We start from the raw sequence: 20,503 nt of genomic DNA on the forward strand, positions 1-20,503 counted from the left end.
CTGCCATGTTCCGTAATCTGAAAGTCAGCGCCCGCCTGGCATTGGGCTTCGGCACCGTCAGCGTGTTGCTGGCCGCCGTCGTCGCGATGGGCATCCACAGCGTCGCCAGCGTCAGCGACAACGTTGGCGATATGGCCAACGACAAGTATCCGAAGGTCGTGCTCAGCTACGACGCGATCGGCAACATCCACGAGATCGCCACCGCGATGCGCAACATCGTGCTGACGGAGGATCCGGAAGCGATTCGGCGCGAGCTGGCGCAGATCGACGAGTCGCGCAACGACCAGCGCGCGGATATCGAGAAGCTGCAGAACCTCGTCAAGTCGGCCTCCGGACGCCAGATCATGGACGGCATGAACCAGCAGCGCCAGAAGAACCTGGTGGTGCAGGACCAGTTCGTCCGCCTCGTGCACGAAGGCAAGCGCACCGAGGCCGGAGCGCTGCTGGCGACGCAGATCCAGCCGCTGCAGGATGCGTACATCAAGGCGATCGAAAAGCTGATCGAACACCAGAATGCGGCGATGGAGCAATCGGCCAAGGACGCGTCGGCCGAATACCTCGAAACCCGCAACCGGCTCACGCTGCTGGGCGCCGCCGCGGTCCTGATGGGCATCGGCATGGCCTTCTGGATCACGCTGAGCCTCACCCGTACGCTGGGCGGCGAGCCGGCCTACGCGGCCGACCTGCTCAAGCGCATCGCGAACGGCGACCTGTCCGGCGACGTGACGCTGCGCCGCGGCGACAACGACAGCATGCTGCATGCCGTCGGCCAGATGGTGGCGAAGCTGCGCCAGGTGATCGCCGGCCAGCGCGCCGTCGTGGAAGCGGCCAACCGCGGCGAGTTCGGCGTACGCGTCGATACGGCCGGGATGCAGGGCTTCCAGAAGGAGATGGGCGATGGCCTGAACCAGCTCGTGACGACGACCGGCGCCAGCATCGACGACGTCGTGCGCGTCATGTCCGCGCTGGCCGAAGGCGACCTGACGAAGCGCATCGACAAGGATTACCAGGGCGCGTTCGCGAAGCTGAAGGATTACTCGAACGGCACCATGGACCGGCTGGCGCAGGTCGTGGGCGACGTCAACGGCAGCGCCCAGTCGCTGGCGTCCGCGTCGGAAGAAGTCAGCGCGACGGCGCAGGCGCTGTCGCAGTCGGCATCCGAACAGGCGGCCGGCGTCGAGGAGACGAGCGCCTCGCTGGAACAGATGACGGCATCGATCTCGCAGAACACGGAGAACGCCCGCGTCACCGACGGCATGGCCACGCAGGCCGCGCGCGAGGCGGCGGAAGGCGGTGAAGCCGTGAAGGCGACCGTCGCCGCCATGAAGCGGATCGCGAAGCAGATCGGCATCATCGACGACATCGCCTACCAGACCAACCTCCTGGCGCTGAACGCCGCCATCGAGGCGGCCCGCGCCGGTGAACACGGCAAGGGTTTCGCCGTCGTCGCCGCCGAGGTGCGCAAGCTGGCCGAACGCAGCCAGGTCGCCGCGCAGGAAATCGGCGAAGTGGCGACGAGCAGCGTGGAGCTGGCCGAGCGCGCCGGCGGCCTGCTCGACCAGATGGTGCCGAACATCCGCAAGACCTCGGACCTCGTGCAGGAAATCACGGCCGCATCGGAAGAGCAATCGGCCGGCGTCGGCCAGATCAACGCGGCGGTCGGCCAGATGAGCCAGACGACGCAGCAGAACGCATCCAGTTCCGAGGAGCTGGCCGCGACGGCCGAGGAAATGAGTTCCCAGGCCGAGCAGCTGCAGCAGGCGATGGCGTTCTTCAAGCTGGACGCAGGACACAGCATCAAAGCGGCCGCCGGCAAGCCGTTCAAAACAGGTACGGTGAAGCGCCATGCCCCGAGGACGATCGGGACGCTGGCACTCGCCTCGGTCGGCGCACCGGACGAAGCCGACTTCGCACGCTTTTAAAAGTTAAGGAAATACCATGACAGTCGTAAAGAAGATGATCCTGCTCGTGCTGGCAGCGCTCATCGGTATCGTCGCCCTGGCGGCAATGGGGCGCTACCAGCTCGTCCGCGTCTACGATGCGGCCAGCTACGGCACGGTCAATTCGATTCCCAGCTTCCTCGCGCTCGACGAAGCATTCGAACAGCTGGCCGTGTACCGCACCCGCGTGTGGCAGCATATCGCACAGACCGACGCGGACAAACTGGCCGCGATCGACCAGCAGATCGACGAGAACCGCCGCAAGATCGACGAGACGCTGAAGAAATACGAATCGCTCGTTTCGGACGACAAGGACAAGGCCCTGCTCGCGGCCGACCGCGCCAGCCTCGCGGACTACGGCCGCATCGTGGACGAGGTGCTGAAGCTCTCGCGCGGCGGCAAGAACACGGAGGCGCGCGACCTGATGATGGCGAACGTCGGCGCGGCGGACAGGAACTGGGAAGCGTTCGCGAACCACCGCAAGTACAACGAGGAACTGGCGAAGAACGGCGGCGAGCGTGCCGTCGCGATCCAGGACGCGGCGGAGACGATGTCGCTCGCCTTTGCCGCCGCCACGCTGGCGGCCGTCGGCCTGCTCGGCTTCTACATCACCCGCAGCCTGCTGGCCCAGCTGGGCGGCGAGCCGGCGTACGCGGGGGCCGTCATGGCCCGCATCGCGGGCGGCGACCTGAACGCGGACATTCACACGAAGCCGGGCGACGACGCCAGCATGCTGGCCGCCGTCAAGGGCATGGTCGCGAAGCTCACTCAGGTCATCGACGGCCAGCGCGCCGCGGTGGAAGCCGCGAACCGTGGGAATTTCGATGCGCGCGTCGACCTGGCCGGCCTGCAGGGCTTCCAGAAGGAGATGGGCGAAGGCCTGAACCAGCTGATGGCGACGACCGGCGCGAGCATCGCCGACGTGGTGCGCGTGATGGGCGCGGTGTCGCGCGGCGACCTCTCGAACCAGATCGACAAGCCCTACCAGGGCGCGTTCGGCGAGCTGAAGGAATTTACGAACAACACCGTGCACAAGCTGACGCAGGTGATCGAGGGCCAGCGCCGCGTCGTGCAGACGGCCAATCGCGGCAACTTCGACGAGCGCGTGGAACTCGCGGGCCTGCAGGGCTTCCAGAAAGAGATGGGCGAAGGGCTGAACCAGCTGGTGGCGACGACGAGCGCATCGGTCGAGGACGTGGTGCGCGTGATGGGCGCGATGTCGGAAGGCGACCTCACCAAGCGCATCGACAAGTCCTACGAGGGCGAGTTCGCCAAGCTGAAGGAATACGCGAACAACACCGTGGACAAGCTGGCGCAGGTGGTGGCCGAGGTCAACGCGGCCGCCGATTCCCTCGCCAGCGCGTCCGAGCAGGTGAGCGCGACGGCCCAGTCGCTGTCGCAGGCATCGGGCGAACAGGCGGCGGGCGTCGAGGAGACCAGCGCGTCGATCGAGCAGATGACGGCATCGATCGCGCAGAACACCGAGAACGCGAAAGTCACCGACGGCATGGCGACCAAGGCTGCGCACGAAGCGACCGAAGGCGGCGCCGCCGTGAAGGAAACCGTGGCCGCGATGAACCAGATCGCCAAGAAGATCGGCATCATCGACGACATCGCCTACCAGACCAACCTGCTGGCGCTGAACGCGGCCATCGAAGCCGCCCGCGCCGGTGAACACGGCAAGGGCTTCGCCGTCGTCGCCGCCGAGGTGCGCAAGCTGGCCGAACGCAGCCAGGTCGCGGCACAGGAGATCGGCGAAGTGGCGACCAACAGCGTGGAGCTGGCGGAACGCGCCGGCACCCTGCTCGACCAGATGGTGCCGAACATCCGCAAGACGTCGGACCTCGTGCAGGAAATCACGGCCGCGTCGGAAGAGCAGTCGGCAGGCGTCGGCCAGATCAACGCGGCGGTGGGCCAGCTGTCCCAGACGACGCAGCAGAACGCCTCGAGCTCCGAAGAGCTGGCCGCGACGGCCGAGGAAATGAGTTCCCAGGCCGAGCAGCTGCAGCAGACGATGGGCTTCTTCCGCCTCGCGGCCGGCGCCGCGGGCCAGGCGGCCGTGCCGCGCCCGGCGCCCCGCGCCAAGCGTTCCCCGCTGCGCCTGGCCGGTGCCGCGGCGCCGCTGGCCGCGCCCGACGAAGCCAACTTCACCAATTTCTGACCCGCGGTGACCGAATGAATCACACGAACCAAGCAGCCAACGCGGCGGCCGCCGGCCAGTCCGCCCAATACCTCACCTTCATGCTGGGCGGCGAAGCCTTCGGCATCGGCATCATGGCCGTCAAGGAGATCATCGAGTTCTCCGGCCTCACGGAAGTACCGATGATGCCGGACGCGATCCGCGGCGTGATCAACCTGCGCGGCGCCGTCGTGCCCGTGATGGACCTCGCGGCCCGCTTCGGCCGGCCGCAATCCGTGGCGGGCAAGCGCACGTGCATCGTCATCGTCGAGCTGGAACACGACGGCGAGCGCCAGCTGACGGGCGTCGTCGTCGATGCCGTCAGCGCCGTGCTGGACATTCCGGCCGCCGACATCGAGCCCGCGCCGTCGTTCGGCACGCGCATCCGCGGCGACTTCATTGCCGGCATGGGCAAGGTGAACGGCAAGTTCGTCATCCTGCTGAACGTGCAGCAGGTGCTCGCGCTGGACGGCTTGCCCGACCTGGCCGGCGCCGACGCCCTCGCCGCCTGAACCATGCAGCATTGCTCGATCAGCCAGGGCGAGTTCGCGCGCTTCCAGCGCTTCATCTTCGACATCGCCGGCATCTCGATGTCCGATTCGAAGAAGGCCCTCGTCAGCGGCCGCCTCGCCAAGCGCCTGCAGCACTTCGGCCTACCGTCGTACGACGCCTATTTCAAGCTGTTGACGGACGGCGCGCACAAGGACGAGGTGCAGCTGGCCGTCGACCTGCTGACCACGAACGAGACCTATTTCTTCCGCGAGGCGCGCCATTTCGAGCTGCTGCGCGAAGCGGCCGAGACGGCGCGCCCGTCCCTGCGTGCGAATGCGCCGTTCCGCGTGTGGAGCGCGGCCTGCTCGTCCGGCGAGGAACCGTACAGCATCGCGATGGTGCTGGCCGACGTGCTGGGATCGGCGCCGTGGGAAGTCGTGGCCTCAGACATCAGCACGCGCGTGCTGGAGCGCGCCCGCACCGGCCACTATCCGATGGAACGCGCGACCCACGTGCCGCAGGACTACCTGCGCCGCTACTGCCTGAAGGGCATCCGCGACCAGCAGGGCACGCTGCTCGTGGAACGCGGCCTGCGCGAGCGCGTGCAGTTCCGCCAGGTGAACCTGAACACGGCGCTGCCCGGCGACCTGGGCACCTACGACCTCGTCTTCCTGCGCAACGTGATGATCTACTTTAACGGCGACACCAAGCGCCAGGTCGTCACGCGCATCATGCAGCGCATCAAGCCGGGCGGCCATTTGTTCATCGGCCACTCGGAAAGCCTGCAGGAGATGGGCGACGTGCTCCGTGCCGTGATCCCTTCCGTCTACCGTCTACCGTAATCCGGCATGAAAACAATCGATGTGATGGTGGTCGACGACTCGGCCGTCGTGCGCAAGGTCGTCGGCGCGGTGCTGGAATCCGCGCCCGGCATCCGCCTGCTGCACGCCGTGGCCGACCCGCTGCTCGCCATCGAGCGCATGAAGCAGGCCTGGCCCGACGTGATCCTGCTGGACGTGGAGATGCCGCGCATGGACGGCATTACGTTCCTTCGCAAGATCATGGCGGAGCGGCCCACGCCCGTCGTCATCTGCTCGACGCTGACCGAAAAAGGCGCGGAGACGACGATGGCCGCGCTGGCCGCGGGCGCCGTGTCCATCATCACGAAACCCAAGCTGGGCCTGAAGGACTTCCTCAGCGAGAGCGCGGACGAACTGATCGCCGCAGTGCGCGCGGCGAGCCACGCGAACGTGCGCAGGCTCGCGGCACGCGCCGCGCCCGCGCCCGTCGCCGCGAAGCTGACCGCGGACGCCGTGCTGGCGGCCGCGCCCGAGACGCGTGCCCTGCTGCGCACGACCGAGCGCGTCGTCGCCATCGGCACCTCCACGGGCGGCACGCTGGCATTGGAAGAAGTGCTGACGGCGCTGCCGCGCGTCACGCCCGGCATCGTCATCGTGCAGCACATGCCGGAAAAATTCACGGCCGCCTTCGCCGACCGCCTGAACGGCCTGTGCCAGATCGAGGTGCGCGAGGCGCGCCACGGCGACCGCGTACTGCCGGGCCGCGCGCTGATCGCGCCGGGCGGCAAGCACATGCTGCTGCGGCGCGACGGCGCCAACTACCACGTGGACGTCATCGACGGCCCGCTCGTCAATCGCCATCGCCCGTCCGTCGACGTGCTGTTCCGCTCCGTCGCCAGGCACGCGGGCGCGAACGCGCTGGGCATCATCATGACGGGCATGGGCGACGACGGCGCGGCCGGTCTGCTCGAGATGCGCAAGGCGGGCGCGCGCACCGTCGCGCAGGACGAGGACAGCTGCGTCGTCTACGGCATGCCGAAGGAAGCCGTGAAACGGGGCGGCGTCGAGAAATCCGTGCCGTTGAAAGCGATCGACCGCGAGATCCTGCAGCAGCTCGGGGTGCGCTGATCGCGTATCATCTCCCTGAACAGCCGATCCAGAAGCTGATGCCAGGAGAACGAGATGAAAACAGGAATGTGTATCGCCGCGCTCGCCGCCTGCCTGACGGCCTCCTTGAGCGCGTGCGGCGGTGGCGGCGGCAGCGCCGGCACGGGGAATACCCCGCTGACGCCGCCCGTGTCCAGCAACGGCAACCTCGACGCGTACGTCGGCACGTGGGCCTCCGCGTGCGCGTCGCACGCGGTCGACACGGCCGTCATCGCGCGCGCGGCCGGATCGAACAATGCGCTCACGATCGCCGTCACGACGACTTACTACGCCAACACGGCCTGCACGGGCGACGTGATCGCCACGCAGGTGTGGAGCGCCCCCACGACGGCGACGTACGTGGGCACCGTCGCGTCCTCCATCATGCCGGGATCGGTCTCGGCCTCCATCGACAAGGTGACGGCGCAGCAGCCGCAACGCAGCGTCACGTTGACGGGCACCTTCGTCAGCCGCAAGATCGTCGACGGCCAGCCCAACTGGTGCATCGATTACGCGGGCGGTTCCGTGTGCGTGCCCGACCGGATCTACGCGGCCGAACCGGCGCCGTTCGACGGGCTGGCCATCGTGGGCGGCGAACTGGTCGAGGTCAAGTCGAACGCCGTCAACTACGACGCCGTCGAGCGCTTCACGAAACGCTGACGGGCAACGCGGCCAGCCCGCGCAGGCCGGCGATGCCGTTCCAGCGCGGGGCCGCGTCCACCAGGCGGAGCGTCGGCCAGCGGCGCAGCACGGCGCGCAGCACGACGTCGGCCTCCAGCAGCGACAGCCCGGCGCCGATGCAGACGTGCGGCCCGCTGCCGAACGACAGGTGGCTGCCGGCGCGGCGCGTGATGTCGAACGTGTCCGGATCGGCGAAGCGCTCCGGATCGCGGTTCGCCGCGCCGATCAGCGCGATCACGAGGTCGCCGCGCCCGAGCGTCGTGCCGTGCAGCGTGAGTTCCGTGGCGACGCGCCGGCCCGTGTACTGCACGGGACTGTCGTAGCGCAGCAGTTCGCGGATGGCCAGGGTCATGCCGTCTTCGTCCGCGCGCAGCCGCGCCCACGCGTCCGGGTGCGTGAGCAGCGTGTACAGGCCATTGCCGAGCAGGTTGCGCGTCGTCTCGTGGCCGGCGAACAGCAGCATCGCGCATTGCGCCAGCAGTTCGCCGTCCGCGCGCAGTTCGCCCGCGGCCTCGGCCTGCAGCAGGCGGCTGACGAGATCCGTGCCGGGGGACGCCCGGCGCGCGGGCAGCAGCGCATCGAAATAGCGCACCATCTGCAGCAGGCTGCGCTGGGCCGCGCGCAACTGGTCGGCCGTGGGCTGCAGCGCGCCGATGAAGGCGGCCAGGTCGTCCGACCACGCCATGAAGCGCGCCTCGTCCTCGCGGTCTATCCCCAGCATCAGGCCGATGACGCGCGACGGCAGCGGCCGCGCGACTTCGGCGATGAAGTCGAAGCCCGCGTGCGCGTCGAGGCCGTCCAGCAACTCGTCGGTGAGCCGCTCGACGTCGGCCCGCAAGGTGCGGATCAGGGTCGGATGAAAACCGGCCGCCATCGCCTTGCGCACGCGCTGGTGGTCGGCGCCGTCCAGGAACACCATCGCACTGCCGAACAGGCGCTGGAACAGGTCGAGGCCCGCCTGGGCGCGCCGTCCCGACAGGCTCGCGTCGACGCCGGGGATGCGCTTGACCCAGCCGCCCGTGCGCTGCGACGAGAAGCGCAGATCGCGCAGCGCCAGCTCGATGTCCGCGTGGCGCGTCAGCACCCACGCGCCCTGGAACACGTCGTCGCGCCACAGCACCGGTCCCGCCGCGCGCAGGCGGCGATAGGTGGGATACGGATCGTGCAGGAAGGCGGCGTCGAACGGTGCCGTGTCCGAAGCATCGGGCACGACTTGCGCGAAATCTCTCATGCGATTCTCAAGCTGATGGTTATTCCGGGCCGCACTTTATCATCTTTCGGCGCGGCACCCGCCGTCGTAAATAGTCGCGGTTGCCTGTTTCAGGCCGGCGTGCGGCAGAAACTGGTCCGAAATCGTCAGGACCGCGTGCAGGTTGTTCCTGAGCTTGTCGAGCTCGATCTCGCCCGGCTTCAGCGCCGTCTGCAGCAGGTGGATCGCCATGTCGGCCAACAACAGGCGTTGTTTGTCGAGCCAGTCGTCGGTGCCCTTGGTTGCCGGGTGGCTCAGCAGGCGCTCCTCGACCACGCGGTGTATCCCCCAGCCCATTTTGATGATGTCGGCTCTCGTCAGGTCATCCATGTGTTTCTCCTTGTCGACGCCCAGTCTACAACGGCGGGTCGAAAAATATTAGTTAGGACTCTTTACCATTATCCCGGCCGTGTTATGATGCCGTCCATGGAACTGAAACCCGAAACCCCATGGGATGGCACCCCGGACATTTCGGCCCGCATCGTCGTCGCGATCAACCGCGTCGCGAGCGTGCTGCGGGCCGGCATGTGGGAGTTCGCGACGGCGGAGAACCTGAACCCGACGCAGGCCGACATCCTGCAGCTGCTGCGCGACCGTACGCATGGCGTGCGGTTGTCGTGGCTCGCGGTGCAGCTGTCCGTGTCGGCGGCGAGCGCCAGCGATTCCGTGGCAGCCCTCGTCGCCAAGGGCCTCGTGCGCAAGGACCGGGCCGAGGACGACAAGCGGGCGACCGCGCTGTGGCTGACGGAGGCCGGCAAGACGCTGGCCGAGAAGCAGGCGAAGGCGCTGGGATTCGCGGACGATGCCGCGGCCGCGCTCGACCGGGAAGTCCAGGAGCGGCTCCTCGTCGGGTTGTTCAAGCTGATCGCGGAATTGCAGAAGACGGAGCGCTTCCCCGCCCTGCGCGCATGCCTGTCGTGCCGCTACTTCGAGGCGAACAAGTTCCCGGGCAGCCCCGCGCCGCACCATTGCGCGCTCGTCAAGGCGCCGCTACCGATTGCTTTCCTCAGGATCGATTGCGCCGAACAGGAACCGACGGATCCGGTCACGGAACGGCGCAACTGGGCGGCATTCGCCTGAGTTCAACCGGGCGGTATTCGCCCGAGATTTTTTTGTCCTTAATATTTAGGACTCCTAATGTAGTTCAACATGAAAGGAAACATCATGACCGCACGCCTCGCCCTCCAGACCCGCGCCACCGCCGCAGCCCCCTCGCGCGACCTGCTCGACCAGATCCATGGCGCGTTCGGCGCCACGCCCAACATGTTCCGCGCCGTCGCCAATTCGCCGGCAGCGCTGGCCAGCATGTGGGGCGCGTTCGGCGCCCTCGGCGACGGCACGCTGGGTGCGAAACTCGGGGAACAGATCGCCGTCGCCGTCGCCGACATCAACGATTGCGAATACTGCCTGGCCGCGCACACGGTCCTGGGCCGCAAGGCCGGCGCGACGGCGGACGAGATGGCCGCGGCGCAGGCCGGCCACGCCGACGATCCGAAGACGGCCGCCGCGCTGGCCTTCGCCACGCGCGTCGTGCGCCAGCGCGCGAAGGTCGATGCTGCCGACGTGGACGCGCTGCGCCATGCCGGCTTCGACGACGGGCAGATCATGGAGATCATGGCGCACGTGGCCCTGAACCTCTTCACCAACTACGTGAACGTCGCCTTCGCCGTGCCGGTCGACTTCCCGCACGTCGGCCTGCGCGCCAAATGATGAAGTGCCTCGCTCTTTACCACGTGCGCTTCGAGGATCTCGGCGTCTTCGCCGGGCCCCTCGAACGGGCCGGCTACGCCGTCGAGTACCGCCATGCGGGCGCCGCGCCATTCAGCCTGGACGAGTGGCGCGACGCCGACCTGGTCGTCGTGCTGGGCGGCCCGATCGGCGTCGGCGACGCACCGGCGTATCCATGGCTGAACGCGGAGCTGGCCGGCCTCGCGCACCGGCTCGCGCTGCGCCGGCCGACGCTCGGCATCTGCCTCGGCGCCCAGCTGATGGCCGTCGCCCTCGGCGGCCGCATCGTGCGCCGCCATGCGATGGAGATCGGCTGGTCGCGGCTGGACCTCGGCGCGGACGCCGGCCCGCTGGACGCGCTGCGCGGCATCCCGGTGCTGCACTGGCATGGCGATAACATCGTGCCGCCGGACGGCAGCGCGAGCCTCGCCGCCACCGACGGTACGCCGTGCCAGGCCTTCGCGGTGGGCAGCCACGCGCTGGCGCTGCAATGCCACGTCGAGTTCGCCGCCGCCGCGCTGGAGGAATGGCTGGCCGGGCATGCGGTGGAACTGGCCCATGCCGGCACCGACCTGCACGCCCTGCGCGCCGCGACCGCCCGCCACGGCCGGGATCTCGCCCTCGCGGGCACCGAACTGCTGCGCCGCTGGCTGGCCGGCATCCAACCACAGGAGACCCCATGACCCCGACCCTCTACCACGACGGCTGCAACGTTTGCCTCGACATCGCGCGCGTGCTGCAGGCGGCCATGCCGGACCTCGCCGTCGTCGACCTCGGCCTCGCCCCGGACGCCGCGTTCGACGCGATGGCGTCCGGCGTGCGCGACCTGCCCTGCCTCGTCGTCGATGGCCGCGTGTTGCCCGTCGCGCCGCACTCGCGCATCGGCGACGTAGCCGCGCACGCATGAACGCCACGATCGCCGCGCTGTTCACGGGCCCCGTGCGGCCGCTCGGGGACCCGCCTGTCCCCAGCGGCATCGTCAAGCAGCCGCGCGCCGGGCCCGTGCGCCTGTCCGTGCACGGCTTCGATGGCGATGCGCAGGGCGACACCGTCTACCACGGCGGGCCGGAAAAGGCCGTGCACCACTACGCGGCCGACCATTACGCGGCCTGGCGCGTGCGCTGGCCGGACAGTCCCGTGCCGCTCGCGCCGGGCGCGTTCGGCGAGAACGTCGCGACGTACGGCATCACGGAGGAAGACGTGTGCATCGGCGACGTCTACCGGGCCGGCACCGTGCTGCTGCAGGTGTCGCAGGGACGGCAACCGTGCTGGAAGCTGAACCGCCGCTTCGCCCGTCCGGACGCGGCGCTCGCCATGCAGCGTTCGGGCGCCACCGGCTGGTACTACCGCGTGCTGGAAGAAGGCGCGATCGCGCCCGGCGACGGTTTCGTGCTGCTGGAGCGTCCCTGCCCGGACTGGCCGCTGGCCCGGCTGATCCGCGCGCTGTTCCCGGCCGATGCGGCGCAACTGCGTGATGAATGGCGCCGCGCGGCCGCCCTCGCTCCGCTTGCGCCCAGCTGGCGGACGGCGTTCGCGCGCCGCGTCGAGACGCGGCGGATCGAGGACTGGTCGCGCCGGCTTGCCGAGCCGTGAGGCGGCGCGGGCTGCGACAGATGTTGCGCACCTGCGCGACAGATGTGCCGCCCGCGCGGCCCGCGCAGGGGCGCGCGCCCCTGGCGCCGGCCTGGCTTGCAATTTGCTCTCTCCTGGATGCCGCCGCAGCGACGGCGGACCACCATCAACATCAGGAGACAGCATGAACTTCAAACGCACACTGGCCGGCATCGGCCTCGCCCTCGCCCTGCCCTTCAGCGCCCACGCCGCCATGCCCGGCATGGAAGGTGCCCACCACGTGGGCCTCACGGTGCCGAACATGGACGACGCCGTCCGCTTCTTCGTCGACGTCATCGGCTGCGAGGAATCCATCAAGCTCGGTTCATTCAAGTTCGCCGACGACTGGATGAACGTGCACCTGAACGTCAACCCGCGCGCCGAGATCAAGCGCTTCCAGATGGTCCGCTGCGGCCATGGCACGAACCTGGAGATCTTCGAATATTCGGCGCCGAACCAGGGCAAGACACCGCCCCGCAACAGCGACGTCGGCGGCCATCACCTCGCGTTCTACGTCGACGACATGGACAAGGCCGTCGCCTACCTGAAATCGAAAGGCGTGCGCACGCTGGGCGCGCCCAGCACGTTCACGGAAGGTCCGGCGGCCGGCCTGACGTGGATGTACTTCCTCGCACCATGGGGCCTGCAGCTGGAAATCGTCAGCACGCCGAAGGGCATGGCCTACGAGAAGACGGCCAGGCGCGCCCTGTGGGATCCGCGCTCCCCGGCCAAATGAAGACGGCGACGATGGTGGTGCTGGCCGCGAAATGCGTCGCGATCTGCGCCACGATCCTCGTCGCGGTGTGCCTGCCCGGCAGCGCGTGGGCGCATTTCGACGGCCGGGTCAGCGTGCGGGTCGTGCATTTCACCTACGACGCGGCGGGCATGACCGCGTACTACCGCGTGTCGCTCGCGCCACTGGGACCGGCACCGTACGTCGTCGCGAGGAAGGAAAGCGGCCAGTGGTTTCATTACGTGGACACGGCCGCCGTCGATCCGCTGGCGGCCGCGCGGGTGCTCGCCGCCGCGCACACGGTGTCCGTCGACGGCCGGGCGGTCGCCCCGAACGTGCTGGCGGCCGCCCTGCACGTGAAGGGCAGCGTGCCGCCGTTCGCCACGCCCGCGCAAGCGCGCGCGGCGGCAGCGGCGCCCACGCCGTTGCCGGCGGCGATGCCGGACATCGGCGACGTCGTGCTGGACGCCGCCATCGCGTATCCCGGCGTGCGGCCCGCGGCCTTCCGCTTCGCCGGCACGCTCGCGCCGGGCAAGCTGTCGGACGCGCCGCTGAACACGATCCTGCTGTCGCACCGCGCCGGCGCGACGGACCAGTACCGCATGGATGGCGCGGCCATCGACGTCAACCCTTCCTGGTGGCTGTCGGCCTGGCAGTTCATCCGCGCGGGCGCCGCCCACATCCTCGAAGGAGCGGACCACCTGCTGCTGGTCGTGTGCCTCGTCGCGGGCGACATGCGCCTGCGCGCGATCGCCCTGCGCATCACCGCGTTCAGCGCGGGCCATGCGTGCGCCATCGCGGCCAGCTTCTACGGCCTGCTGCCCGACCGGCCGTGGCTGATCCCCGGCGTGGAGCTGCTGATCGCGCTGTCCGTGCTCGGGACCGCGCTGCTGATGGCGGGCCGGCGCGAACGCGGGGGTACGCCGGCCCTGGTCTTCGTCGTGGGCCTCGTGCACGGCTGCGGCCTCGCCGTCGGGCTGCGCGAACTCCTGTCGGACACGGGCCCGAACGTCGTCGCGTCGCTCGTGTCGTTCAACGTGGGCGTGGAAGCGGGCCAGCTGCTGGTCGGCGCCGCCGTGTGGCTGCTGCTGGCGGGCGCGCGGCGCGTGGTACCGGGCCGCGACGACAGCGTGCGCCGGTGCGTCGCGCTGGGCGTCGCGGTGGTGTCGCTGGCCTGGGTGATGGAACGGACGGGACCCGTCTGGGATGCGCTCCAGACGGGCTTCGCGTGACGGCTAGCGCTGGTTCGGCGGGACGATGCCGTACTTCTTCATGTAGCGGTACACGGTGGCGCGCGCCAGGTTGAGCTCTTCCGACACCTTGGTCACGCTCCACTTGTGGCGCACGAGCGCGTCGAGCAGCGGCGCGGCCTCGCAGTCCTCGCCGCCGGAAGCAATGGCGGGGACTGCAGGCGCGGCCGGCAGGACGGAAAACTGCTCGGTCAATTCCTGCGGCAGGTCGGCCGCCGTGATCGTCCGGCCGTCGGACACCGCCAGCGCGAAGCGCAGCACGTTGCGCAGCTGGCGGATGTTGCCCGGCCACGCGAAGCACAGCATGGCGTGCATGGCGTCCAGCGCCAGGTGCGCATCCATGCCGAGCAGTTCCGCCTCCTCGGCCAGGACTTTTTCGATCAGGTAGCGCTTGTCCGCGCGGTCGCGCAGCGCCGGCAGATGGAGCGTCGCGCCGCACAGGCGGTAATACAGATCTTCGCGGAAGCTGCCGGCGCCGATCAGGTTGCGCAGGTCGCGGTGCGATGCCGCGATCACGGTCAGGTCCACCGGGACGGGCTTGTCCGCGCCGAGCGGCAGGACTTCCTTTTCCGACAGCACGCGCAGCAACCGGGTCTGCAGGTGCAGCGGCATGTCGCCGATCTCGTCGAGGAACAGGGTGCCGCCGTCGGACTGCAGGATCAGGCCTTTCATGCCTTTCGCGCGGCCGCCCGTGAACGCGCCGGCCGTGTAGCCGAACAATTCGCTTTCGATCAGCGACTCCGGAATCGCGCCGCAGTTCACGGCGACGAACGGCTTGTGGGCGCGTTCGCTCGACCGGTGCAGCGCCTTGGCGATGACTTCCTTGCCGGTGCCCGTCTCGCCGTGGATCAGGATGTTCAGCTTGCGGTTCAGCAGGCGCTTGGCCTGGTCCAGCAGGCGCCGCATCGTGTTGTCGTCGCCGGCCAGGCAATCCAGTTCCGGATGGTGGGCGGGCGCGGCGCTGTCCGCCACCTCGACGACGACGCTGCCGCGCGCGGCCGGACGCGGCCGCGGCGCCTTCACGCTCGCGTAGAACATCTGGTTCGAGCCGCGCGTGACGATCGAGCGCTCGCCCATCGTGCCGGCGCGCGCGAGCCGCAGCAGGTCGTCCGGCGCGAGGTCGAACAGCGCCGTGAGCGGCTGCCCGACGACGTCGCCGGCCGCGCGGCCGAACAGCCGGCGTGCGCCCGTGTTGGCGCCGACCACGACGCCGTCGTCGTCATAGGCCAGCATGATCTCGCCGCTCACCTCGACGAGCGCCCACGCCGTGCCGAGGCGCAGGATCCAGCGGTCCTGGAAATGGCGCAGGAAGTTCGCGTCCTCGATCATTTCCGCATACATCATCGTCAGGTGCAGCGCGAGGTGCTGGCTTTCCTTGTACGTGGGCGACGTCAGCGCGGACAGGTCGAGCACCGCGAGGAACTTGCCCTCGGGGTCGAACAGCGGCGCGGCGGAACAGGTCAGCGGGATGTGGGTGGGATCGAAATGGTCGTCCCGGTGGCACGTCAGCGCCGTCTGCTCGGCCACGCAGGTGCCCACGCCGCAGGTGCCGGCCGACCGCTCGCTCCATTCGGCGCCCAGGTACAGGCCCGCTTTCTTGAGGTCCGGCGCGCGCGCGTCGTTGCCGATGTAGTCGACGGTGACGCCCTGCGCATCCGTCAGCAGCAGCACGTAGCCGAGGCCGGACACGCGCTTGTACATCTGCTCCATGCCCACGCGGGCCACCTGCATGAATTCCTCGATCTGCTCCTGGTGCGCGCGCAGCGTGGCGGACGTCACGATGTGCGGCGCCTTCGGGCGCGCCGGATCGAGCCCGTAGTCGTTCACGCAGCGGCGCCACGAGTTGTGGATCAACTCGTTGGCGCCGTTCGCGGCGGTACCGTGCATGGCCACCGACATCACGTTGTCGATGTGCCGGCTTTGTGTCTGGTTCGTCATCGTCGTCTCCTGCAGCGCCGGCAACTCGTCGTTTGCCGGTCGTGTACTTACGGTTTATGGTACTCCATTTATGAACTGAAAACTCATCCCATGTGTTCGGGTGCGGCGCGGAACGGCTGCAGTTCGTCCAGCGGATCGCTGGCGCCGAACAGCCAGCCGCGGTCCAGGTCCGCCGCCGCATGCTGCACGTCCGCGTGGTAGCTCGACCGCACGAGCGGGCCCACGGCCGCATGCGCGAAGCCCAGCGCTTCCGCGGCGTCGCGCAGGCGCGCGAACGCGTCCGGCGTGACGTAGCGGCGCACGGGCAGGTGCGCCCCGGACGGCGCCAGGTACTGCCCGATCGTCACCATGTCCACGCCGTGCGCGCGCAGGTCGTGCAGCACGTCCTCGACCTCGTCGTCGGTCTCGCCCAGGCCCACCATCAGGCCCGACTTGGTCTTCACGTCCGGATGGCGCTCCTTGAACCGTTCCAGCAGCGCCAGCGAATGCGCATAGTCGGCACCGGGCCGCACGGGCCCGTACAGGCGCGGCACGGTCTCGATGTTGTGGTTCAGGACATCGGGCGGCGCCGCATCCAGCGCTTCCAGCGCGGAATCCAGGCGTCCGCGGAAGTCCGGCACCAGCACTTCGATGCGGGTCGCCGGCGCCGCGGCGCGCACCGCGCGGATGCAGGCGGCGAAGTGGCCGGCGCCGCCGTCGCGCAGGTCGTCGCGGTCGACGGACGTGATCACGACGTAGCGCAGGCCGAGCGCCGCCACCGTGCGCGCGAGCCGGTCCGGTTCCGCGGCATCGAGCGGATCGGGCCGGCCGTGGCCCACGTCGCAGAACGGGCAGCGGCGCGTGCACTTGTCGCCCATGATCATGAACGTGGCCGTGCCCTTGCCGAAGCATTCGCCGATGTTCGGACAGCTCGCCTCCTCGCACACCGTCGTCAGCGCGTTCGCGCGCAGGATGGCCTTGATCTCGAAAAACCGCGAGGACGGCGCCGGCGCCCGCGTGCGGATCCAGTCCGGTTTCGGCAAGCGCTCGGCCGGCACGATCTTGATGGGAATGCGGCTCGTCTTGGCCGCGCCCAGCTGTTTGGAGGTCGGCTTCATCTCTGCTCCTACACCGCGCCGCGTGCCAGCTCGCCCGCGATGTGCTCGGCCTGGCGGATCGCCAGCGCGACGATGGTCAACGTGGGATTCGCGGCGGAACTCGACGCGAACTGGCTGCCGTCGGAGATGTACAGGTTCTTGACGTCGTGCGTGCGGCCCCATTTGTTGACGACGCCGTCGCGCGCATGCTCGCTCATGCGGTTCGTGCCGAGGTTGTGGCTGGCCGGGTACGCGGGCATGTCGATCACGCGGGTGGCGCCCACCGCTTCGGACAGCTTGCGGAACTGGACCAGGCCGTGCGCCGCGATCGCGTTGTCGTTCTTGTGGTACGTCTTGGACACGATCGGGATCGGCAGGCCGTACTGGTCCTTCTCGGTCGGGTGCAGGGTGATGCCGTTCTGTTCGCGCGCCATGTCTTCGCCGCAGACCCAGATCGCCGTCATGTGGTCGTACATCTCCAGCGCCGACGTCACGTCCCGGCCCCAGCCGCCCGGCTTCATGAAGGCCGCCGTGTACGGCAGGCCCAGGGCCAGGCCTTCGAGATAGTAGCCGCCGTTGAAGCCGCGCTGCGTGTTCAGCGCCACCTCGTCGGCGACGACGGCGCCGATGTCGAAGCCGCGGTTCATGTACACGGGCTTCTTGTGGATCGCCACGGCGGCCGCCGTCGAATGATTCATGTAGTTGCGGCCCACCTGGCCGGACGAATTCGCGAGGCCGTTCGGGAACATCGACGACGCGGAGTTCAGCAGCAGGCGCGGCGACTCGATGGAATTGCCGGCGACGGCGACGAGGCGCGCCTTCTGCAGCACGTGGCGGCCCTGGCTGTCGGCGTACAGCACGCCGTTCACCTTGCCCGTCCTGTCGTGCTGGATCTGCAGCACCATGCTTTCCGGGCGCAGTTCGACACGGCCCGTGTCCAGCGCCTTCGGCACTTCCGTGTACAGGGTGGACCATTTTGCACCAACCTTGCAGCCCTGCATGCAGAAGCCGATCTGCTGGCAGCCGGGACGCCCGTCGTACGGCTGCGAATTCGATGCGACGGGGCGGATGATCTTGTTGTAGCCGATCTTGCGCGCGCCGGCCGCCACCACCTTGGTCTGGTTCGATTCCGGCATCGGCGGCAGGCCGCTCGCGCGGGTGCCGGCCACGCCCATCTTCTTTTCCGCCAGCTCGTAGTATGGCTCCAGCTCCGCCAGCGAGATGGGCCAGTCGAGGATGTTGGCGCCGTCGACCTTGCCGTAGATCGTGCGCGTCCTGAAATCGTGCTCCTGGAAGCGCAGCGCGACGCCCGACCAGTGCACGGTCGACCCGCCCACCGCCTTGACGATCCACGCCGGCAGGTTCGGGTAGGTCTTCGTGTGGTGCCAGCCGCCGGCCGAGATCCGCTTGTCGAGCCACGAGATCTTGTTGAACATGGCCCACTCGTCGTTCTCGAAATCCGCCTGCGTGAAATGCTTGCCCGCTTCGAGGATCACGATCTTGTCCACGCCCCGCTGGGCCAGTTCGTTGGCCAGCGTCGCGCCGCCCGCGCCCGAGCCGATGATGACGATGGCGTCGTCGTCGCCCAGTTCGATTTTCTTGCTCATTGCCGTCTCCTGTCTTTTGTTATGGTGTGGGCGTTTACAGCCAGTCGATGTCGTTGAAACCGCGGTTGATGTAGCCGCCCTGCTCCCACGACGATCCCTCGTAGCCGAGCAGCGGCCACACGGCCTTGTTGTCGTACAGGCTCGTCACCATCTCGCCGCGCACCTTCTGGAAGAACGGCGACGGCTCGATCGCCTTCAGCAGGCTGACGCGCTCCGGCTCGCGCTTCACGGCCGCATAGGGTTTGCCGAAGCGCTTCATCGCGGCCTTGTCCAGGTCGCGCACGCCGTCGCGGAACAGGGCCGCCTGCTTTGGATCCTTGGCGGCCGCGCGCTCGAACGGCTGGATCGCCTCGACGTAGTAGCGGTCCGCCAGTTTGTCGTGCGGGAAGACGTCGCGCGCCATGCGCAGCAAGGTCTGTGCCGTGGCCGCGCCCAGCGTGGGAAAGTCCTGCGCCAGGTGTTTGTCGCTGGAGGCGGCCAGCGCGGCCGGGCCTGCGGCCGCCGCGCCGATGGCCATGGCGCCGCCGCGCAGGAAGCCGCGGCGCGTGACGGTGACGACCTTCGGCAGCACGCGCATGCCCGTGCATGCGTTCGATGGTTGATCTTTCATGTGAACCTCTTTCAATGAGACAGGGTGGGAAAATGGACCGGCGCGGCGCCGGGCGGCCGCGGGGGGAACGCGTCGGACGCGGCGCCCAGCACGTCGGTGAGCATGTGGTGCAGGCGCTCGGCCAGCACCTCCGCCAGCACGGGGGCGCCGAGCTGCTGGGCGAACGACGTGGTGCAGTCGTCCAGCAGCGCCGCATCGGCGGCTTCCTGCCCGAGCGCGCCGCACAGCAGCGACCAGTCGGGCGGCGCGATCAGCGTCCCCGACGTCATCAGGACGCCCGTGCGGCGCCGCAGCTGGGCCAGGCCGACGATCTTGCGCGTGCCGACGACGACCTCCCACGGCGACAGCCCGCCGTAGCAGGCCCACTTCAGGCGCGCGTCGCCCGGCCGCAGCCGCACTTCCTCGGGCGGGATCGCATAGGCGGGAATGCCGGCGTCGCGCAACAGGCCCGCGTGCAGCGCGCCCAGCCAGCGGTAGCTGGAGAGCGTGCTGCGGCCGAGCAGCGGATGGTCGGGCGGCAGCACGACGGACGCGCTGACCATCCACGGCCCCGTCAGCACGGCGCCGCCGCCCGAGCCGCGCTGCACCACGGAGCCGGCCAGCGCATGGCCGGCCACGAGCCGCTCGCGCAGCGCCGCCTGCGAGCAGCCCAGCACGACGCCGGGCACCCGGTAGGTCCACAGGCGCACGCGCGGCTCGGTGACGGGTTCGCGCAGCTGGGCCGCGTTCCACGCCTGTTCCTCGTACGAGGTCACCGTGTCGATGAAGACCATCCGGGCATCCATTACAGCTCCTTCGCGGCTTCCAGCCGCCGTTTCAGGTCCGTCAGGAACAGCGCGGCCGGGAAGCCGTCGACGGCACGGTGGTCGAACACGAGGTGCAGGCCCATCATCGGCGCGATCGCGACCTCGCTCCCGCGCGCCACCGGCCGGGCCGCGACGCGCGTCACGCCGAGGATGGCCACCTGCGGGCTGTTGATGATCGGCGTGAAGCTGTCGATGGCGGTATTGCCCAGGTTCGTCACGGTGAACGTGCCGCGCTGGTAGCTGCCGGCCGACAGCGTACCGGCACGCGCGCCTTCCGCCAGCGTGCGCGCCTCGCGCCCCAGCTCGGCCGCGCTCTTGCGGTCGGCGTTGCGCAGCACGGGCACCATCAGGCCGTCGTCCAGGCTGACGGCCAGGCCCAGGTTGACGTCGTCCAGCAGCTCGATGTCCTTCTCGCGCATGCGGGCATTCAGGCGCGGGTGCTCGCGCAGGCACAGCGCGACGGCGCGCAGCACGTAGGCGGTCAGGCTGACCCGCCCGTCCTCCGGCGCGGCCGCCCGGAGGGCCTGCAGCGCGGTCACGTCCACCTCGACCGACTGCGCCACGCGCGGCACGCGCCAGCCCTGCTCCATGTTGCGTGCGATGGCCCCGCGCATCCCCGTCAGCGGCACCGTCGCGGGTACGGTCACGGCATCCATG

21 protein-coding genes are annotated in these 20,503 nt (G+C 69.2%); 13 read left to right on the forward strand and 8 right to left on the reverse strand.

Features of this window, described 5'->3' with window-relative positions; genetic code table 11:
• The first annotated feature begins 5 nt into the window (after nt 1–5).
• From ACEN9H_RS18030 to ACEN9H_RS18055, 6 genes are read left to right on the forward strand one after another with little or no spacing between them, the layout of a single operon-like run.
• Nucleotides 6–1,922 carry a methyl-accepting chemotaxis protein gene (locus ACEN9H_RS18030; protein WP_413671500.1) on the forward strand — a complete coding sequence of 639 codons (1,917 nt, stop codon included), beginning with the start codon at nt 6–8 and terminating at the stop codon, nt 1,920–1,922.
• Nucleotides 1,923–1,938: 16 nt separating this feature from the next.
• Nucleotides 1,939–4,101, forward strand: coding sequence for a methyl-accepting chemotaxis protein (locus tag ACEN9H_RS18035; RefSeq protein WP_413671501.1), 2,163 nt, complete (start codon nt 1,939–1,941; stop codon nt 4,099–4,101).
• A gap of 14 nt (nt 4,102–4,115) precedes the next feature.
• The gene (locus ACEN9H_RS18040) at nt 4,116–4,631 is read left to right on the forward strand and encodes a chemotaxis protein CheW (RefSeq protein ID WP_371771266.1); all 516 of its coding nucleotides are present in this window, start codon (nt 4,116–4,118) and stop codon (nt 4,629–4,631) included.
• A gap of 3 nt (nt 4,632–4,634) precedes the next feature.
• Nucleotides 4,635–5,453 (forward strand): CheR family methyltransferase, encoded by an 819-nt coding sequence (locus ACEN9H_RS18045; protein ID WP_413671502.1) that lies wholly within the window; start codon nt 4,635–4,637, stop codon nt 5,451–5,453.
• Nucleotides 5,454–5,459: 6 nt separating this feature from the next.
• Nucleotides 5,460–6,539, forward strand: coding sequence for a protein-glutamate methylesterase/protein-glutamine glutaminase (locus tag ACEN9H_RS18050; protein ID WP_056125911.1), 1,080 nt, complete (start codon nt 5,460–5,462; stop codon nt 6,537–6,539).
• A 54-nt stretch (nt 6,540–6,593) separates the two neighbouring features.
• A complete protein-coding gene (locus ACEN9H_RS18055; protein ID WP_413671503.1) occupies nt 6,594–7,217 on the forward strand; it encodes a hypothetical protein in 624 nt (207 codons plus the stop codon).
• Here the strand turns inward: ACEN9H_RS18055 and ACEN9H_RS18060 are convergent.
• Both ACEN9H_RS18060 and ACEN9H_RS18065 read right to left on the reverse strand, forming a co-directional pair.
• Entirely contained in the window at nt 7,204–8,469 is a 1,266-nt protein-coding gene (locus ACEN9H_RS18060; RefSeq protein ID WP_413671504.1) for a cytochrome P450, read from the reverse strand. The genes ACEN9H_RS18055 and ACEN9H_RS18060 overlap by 14 nt on opposite strands.
• A gap of 39 nt (nt 8,470–8,508) precedes the next feature.
• Entirely contained in the window at nt 8,509–8,817 is a 309-nt protein-coding gene (locus ACEN9H_RS18065; RefSeq protein WP_413671505.1) for a hypothetical protein, read from the reverse strand.
• A 96-nt stretch (nt 8,818–8,913) separates the two neighbouring features.
• Between ACEN9H_RS18065 and ACEN9H_RS18070 the strand changes: the two genes are divergently transcribed.
• The 7 genes from ACEN9H_RS18070 (at nt 8,914) to ACEN9H_RS18100 (ending at nt 13,791) form a co-directional block, all read left to right on the forward strand.
• Nucleotides 8,914–9,567 carry a MarR family winged helix-turn-helix transcriptional regulator gene (locus tag ACEN9H_RS18070; RefSeq protein ID WP_413671506.1) on the forward strand — a complete coding sequence of 218 codons (654 nt, stop codon included), beginning with the start codon at nt 8,914–8,916 and terminating at the stop codon, nt 9,565–9,567.
• Between the two features lie 84 nt (nt 9,568–9,651).
• On the forward strand, nt 9,652–10,197 hold the full coding sequence (locus ACEN9H_RS18075) for a carboxymuconolactone decarboxylase family protein (RefSeq protein ID WP_413671507.1): 546 nt from the start codon (nt 9,652–9,654) through the stop codon (nt 10,195–10,197).
• Nucleotides 10,194–10,898 carry a glutamine amidotransferase gene (locus ACEN9H_RS18080; protein WP_413671508.1) on the forward strand — a complete coding sequence of 235 codons (705 nt, stop codon included), beginning with the start codon at nt 10,194–10,196 and terminating at the stop codon, nt 10,896–10,898. The genes ACEN9H_RS18075 and ACEN9H_RS18080 overlap by 4 nt, the downstream gene beginning before the upstream one ends.
• Nucleotides 10,895–11,122 carry a hypothetical protein gene (locus tag ACEN9H_RS18085; protein ID WP_371762804.1) on the forward strand — a complete coding sequence of 76 codons (228 nt, stop codon included), beginning with the start codon at nt 10,895–10,897 and terminating at the stop codon, nt 11,120–11,122. The genes ACEN9H_RS18080 and ACEN9H_RS18085 overlap by 4 nt, the downstream gene beginning before the upstream one ends.
• Nucleotides 11,119–11,808, forward strand: a complete 690-nt coding sequence (locus ACEN9H_RS18090) for an MOSC domain-containing protein (protein ID WP_413671509.1) — start codon at nt 11,119–11,121, stop codon at nt 11,806–11,808. Before ACEN9H_RS18085 ends, ACEN9H_RS18090 begins: the two co-directional genes overlap by 4 nt.
• A 163-nt stretch (nt 11,809–11,971) precedes the next feature.
• Nucleotides 11,972–12,562, forward strand: a complete 591-nt coding sequence (locus tag ACEN9H_RS18095; RefSeq protein WP_413671510.1) for a VOC family protein — start codon at nt 11,972–11,974, stop codon at nt 12,560–12,562.
• Entirely contained in the window at nt 12,535–13,791 is a 1,257-nt protein-coding gene (locus ACEN9H_RS18100) for a HupE/UreJ family protein (protein ID WP_413671511.1), read from the forward strand. Before ACEN9H_RS18095 ends, ACEN9H_RS18100 begins: the two co-directional genes overlap by 28 nt.
• 3 nt (nt 13,792–13,794) lie before the next feature.
• Here the strand turns inward: ACEN9H_RS18100 and ACEN9H_RS18105 are convergent, their stop codons facing one another.
• From ACEN9H_RS18105 to ACEN9H_RS18130, 6 genes are all read right to left on the reverse strand, one after another.
• Nucleotides 13,795–15,747: a sigma-54-dependent Fis family transcriptional regulator gene (locus tag ACEN9H_RS18105; protein WP_413671512.1), complete on the reverse strand. Its 1,953-nt coding sequence runs from the start codon at nt 15,745–15,747 to the stop codon at nt 13,795–13,797.
• A gap of 83 nt (nt 15,748–15,830) precedes the next feature.
• Nucleotides 15,831–16,844, reverse strand: a complete 1,014-nt coding sequence (gene lipA, locus ACEN9H_RS18110; protein ID WP_413671513.1) for a lipoyl synthase — start codon at nt 16,842–16,844, stop codon at nt 15,831–15,833.
• A gap of 8 nt (nt 16,845–16,852) precedes the next feature.
• Nucleotides 16,853–18,430 (reverse strand): GMC family oxidoreductase, encoded by a 1,578-nt coding sequence (locus tag ACEN9H_RS18115; RefSeq protein WP_413671514.1) that lies wholly within the window; start codon nt 18,428–18,430, stop codon nt 16,853–16,855.
• 34 nt (nt 18,431–18,464) lie between these two features.
• Nucleotides 18,465–19,040 (reverse strand): gluconate 2-dehydrogenase subunit 3 family protein, encoded by a 576-nt coding sequence (locus tag ACEN9H_RS18120; protein ID WP_160408995.1) that lies wholly within the window; start codon nt 19,038–19,040, stop codon nt 18,465–18,467.
• Between the two features lie 11 nt (nt 19,041–19,051).
• Nucleotides 19,052–19,825 (reverse strand): biotin/lipoate A/B protein ligase family protein, encoded by a 774-nt coding sequence (locus tag ACEN9H_RS18125; protein ID WP_056125899.1) that lies wholly within the window; start codon nt 19,823–19,825, stop codon nt 19,052–19,054.
• Nucleotides 19,825–20,502, reverse strand: coding sequence for a dihydrolipoamide acetyltransferase family protein (locus tag ACEN9H_RS18130; protein ID WP_413671515.1), 678 nt, complete (start codon nt 20,500–20,502; stop codon nt 19,825–19,827). The genes ACEN9H_RS18125 and ACEN9H_RS18130 overlap by 1 nt, the downstream gene beginning before the upstream one ends.
• Nucleotide 20,503: the final 1 nt, after the last annotated feature.

Origin of the sequence: Massilia cellulosiltytica (assembly GCF_047325105.1) — a bacterium.
In the GTDB taxonomy this organism is placed as follows: Bacteria; Pseudomonadota; Gammaproteobacteria; order Burkholderiales; family Burkholderiaceae_D; genus Telluria; species Telluria orientalis.

Excerpts from the sequence above, each read along its gene's own strand:
- ACEN9H_RS18030 (WP_413671500.1), top strand. The coding sequence starts at position 6 with ATGTTCCGTAATCTGAAAGTCAGCGCCCGCCTGGCATTGGGCTTCGGC.
- ACEN9H_RS18035 (WP_413671501.1), top strand. The coding sequence starts at position 1,939 with ATGACAGTCGTAAAGAAGATGATCCTGCTCGTGCTGGCAGCGCTCATC.
- ACEN9H_RS18040 (WP_371771266.1), top strand. The coding sequence starts at position 4,116 with ATGAATCACACGAACCAAGCAGCCAACGCGGCGGCCGCCGGCCAGTCC.
- ACEN9H_RS18045 (WP_413671502.1), top strand. The coding sequence starts at position 4,635 with ATGCAGCATTGCTCGATCAGCCAGGGCGAGTTCGCGCGCTTCCAGCGC.
- ACEN9H_RS18050 (WP_056125911.1), top strand. The coding sequence starts at position 5,460 with ATGAAAACAATCGATGTGATGGTGGTCGACGACTCGGCCGTCGTGCGC.
- ACEN9H_RS18055 (WP_413671503.1), top strand. The coding sequence starts at position 6,594 with ATGAAAACAGGAATGTGTATCGCCGCGCTCGCCGCCTGCCTGACGGCC.
- ACEN9H_RS18060 (WP_413671504.1), bottom strand. The coding sequence starts at position 8,469 with ATGAGAGATTTCGCGCAAGTCGTGCCCGATGCTTCGGACACGGCACCG.
- ACEN9H_RS18065 (WP_413671505.1), bottom strand. The coding sequence starts at position 8,817 with ATGGATGACCTGACGAGAGCCGACATCATCAAAATGGGCTGGGGGATA.
- ACEN9H_RS18070 (WP_413671506.1), top strand. The coding sequence starts at position 8,914 with ATGGAACTGAAACCCGAAACCCCATGGGATGGCACCCCGGACATTTCG.
- ACEN9H_RS18075 (WP_413671507.1), top strand. The coding sequence starts at position 9,652 with ATGACCGCACGCCTCGCCCTCCAGACCCGCGCCACCGCCGCAGCCCCC.
- ACEN9H_RS18080 (WP_413671508.1), top strand. The coding sequence starts at position 10,194 with ATGATGAAGTGCCTCGCTCTTTACCACGTGCGCTTCGAGGATCTCGGC.
- ACEN9H_RS18085 (WP_371762804.1), top strand. The coding sequence starts at position 10,895 with ATGACCCCGACCCTCTACCACGACGGCTGCAACGTTTGCCTCGACATC.
- ACEN9H_RS18090 (WP_413671509.1), top strand. The coding sequence starts at position 11,119 with ATGAACGCCACGATCGCCGCGCTGTTCACGGGCCCCGTGCGGCCGCTC.
- ACEN9H_RS18095 (WP_413671510.1), top strand. The coding sequence starts at position 11,972 with ATGAACTTCAAACGCACACTGGCCGGCATCGGCCTCGCCCTCGCCCTG.
- ACEN9H_RS18105 (WP_413671512.1), bottom strand. The coding sequence starts at position 15,747 with ATGACGAACCAGACACAAAGCCGGCACATCGACAACGTGATGTCGGTG.
- lipA (WP_413671513.1), bottom strand. The coding sequence starts at position 16,844 with ATGAAGCCGACCTCCAAACAGCTGGGCGCGGCCAAGACGAGCCGCATT.
- ACEN9H_RS18115 (WP_413671514.1), bottom strand. The coding sequence starts at position 18,430 with ATGAGCAAGAAAATCGAACTGGGCGACGACGACGCCATCGTCATCATC.
- ACEN9H_RS18120 (WP_160408995.1), bottom strand. The coding sequence starts at position 19,040 with ATGAAAGATCAACCATCGAACGCATGCACGGGCATGCGCGTGCTGCCG.
- ACEN9H_RS18125 (WP_056125899.1), bottom strand. The coding sequence starts at position 19,825 with ATGGATGCCCGGATGGTCTTCATCGACACGGTGACCTCGTACGAGGAA.
- ACEN9H_RS18130 (WP_413671515.1), bottom strand. The coding sequence starts at position 20,502 with ATGGATGCCGTGACCGTACCCGCGACGGTGCCGCTGACGGGGATGCGC.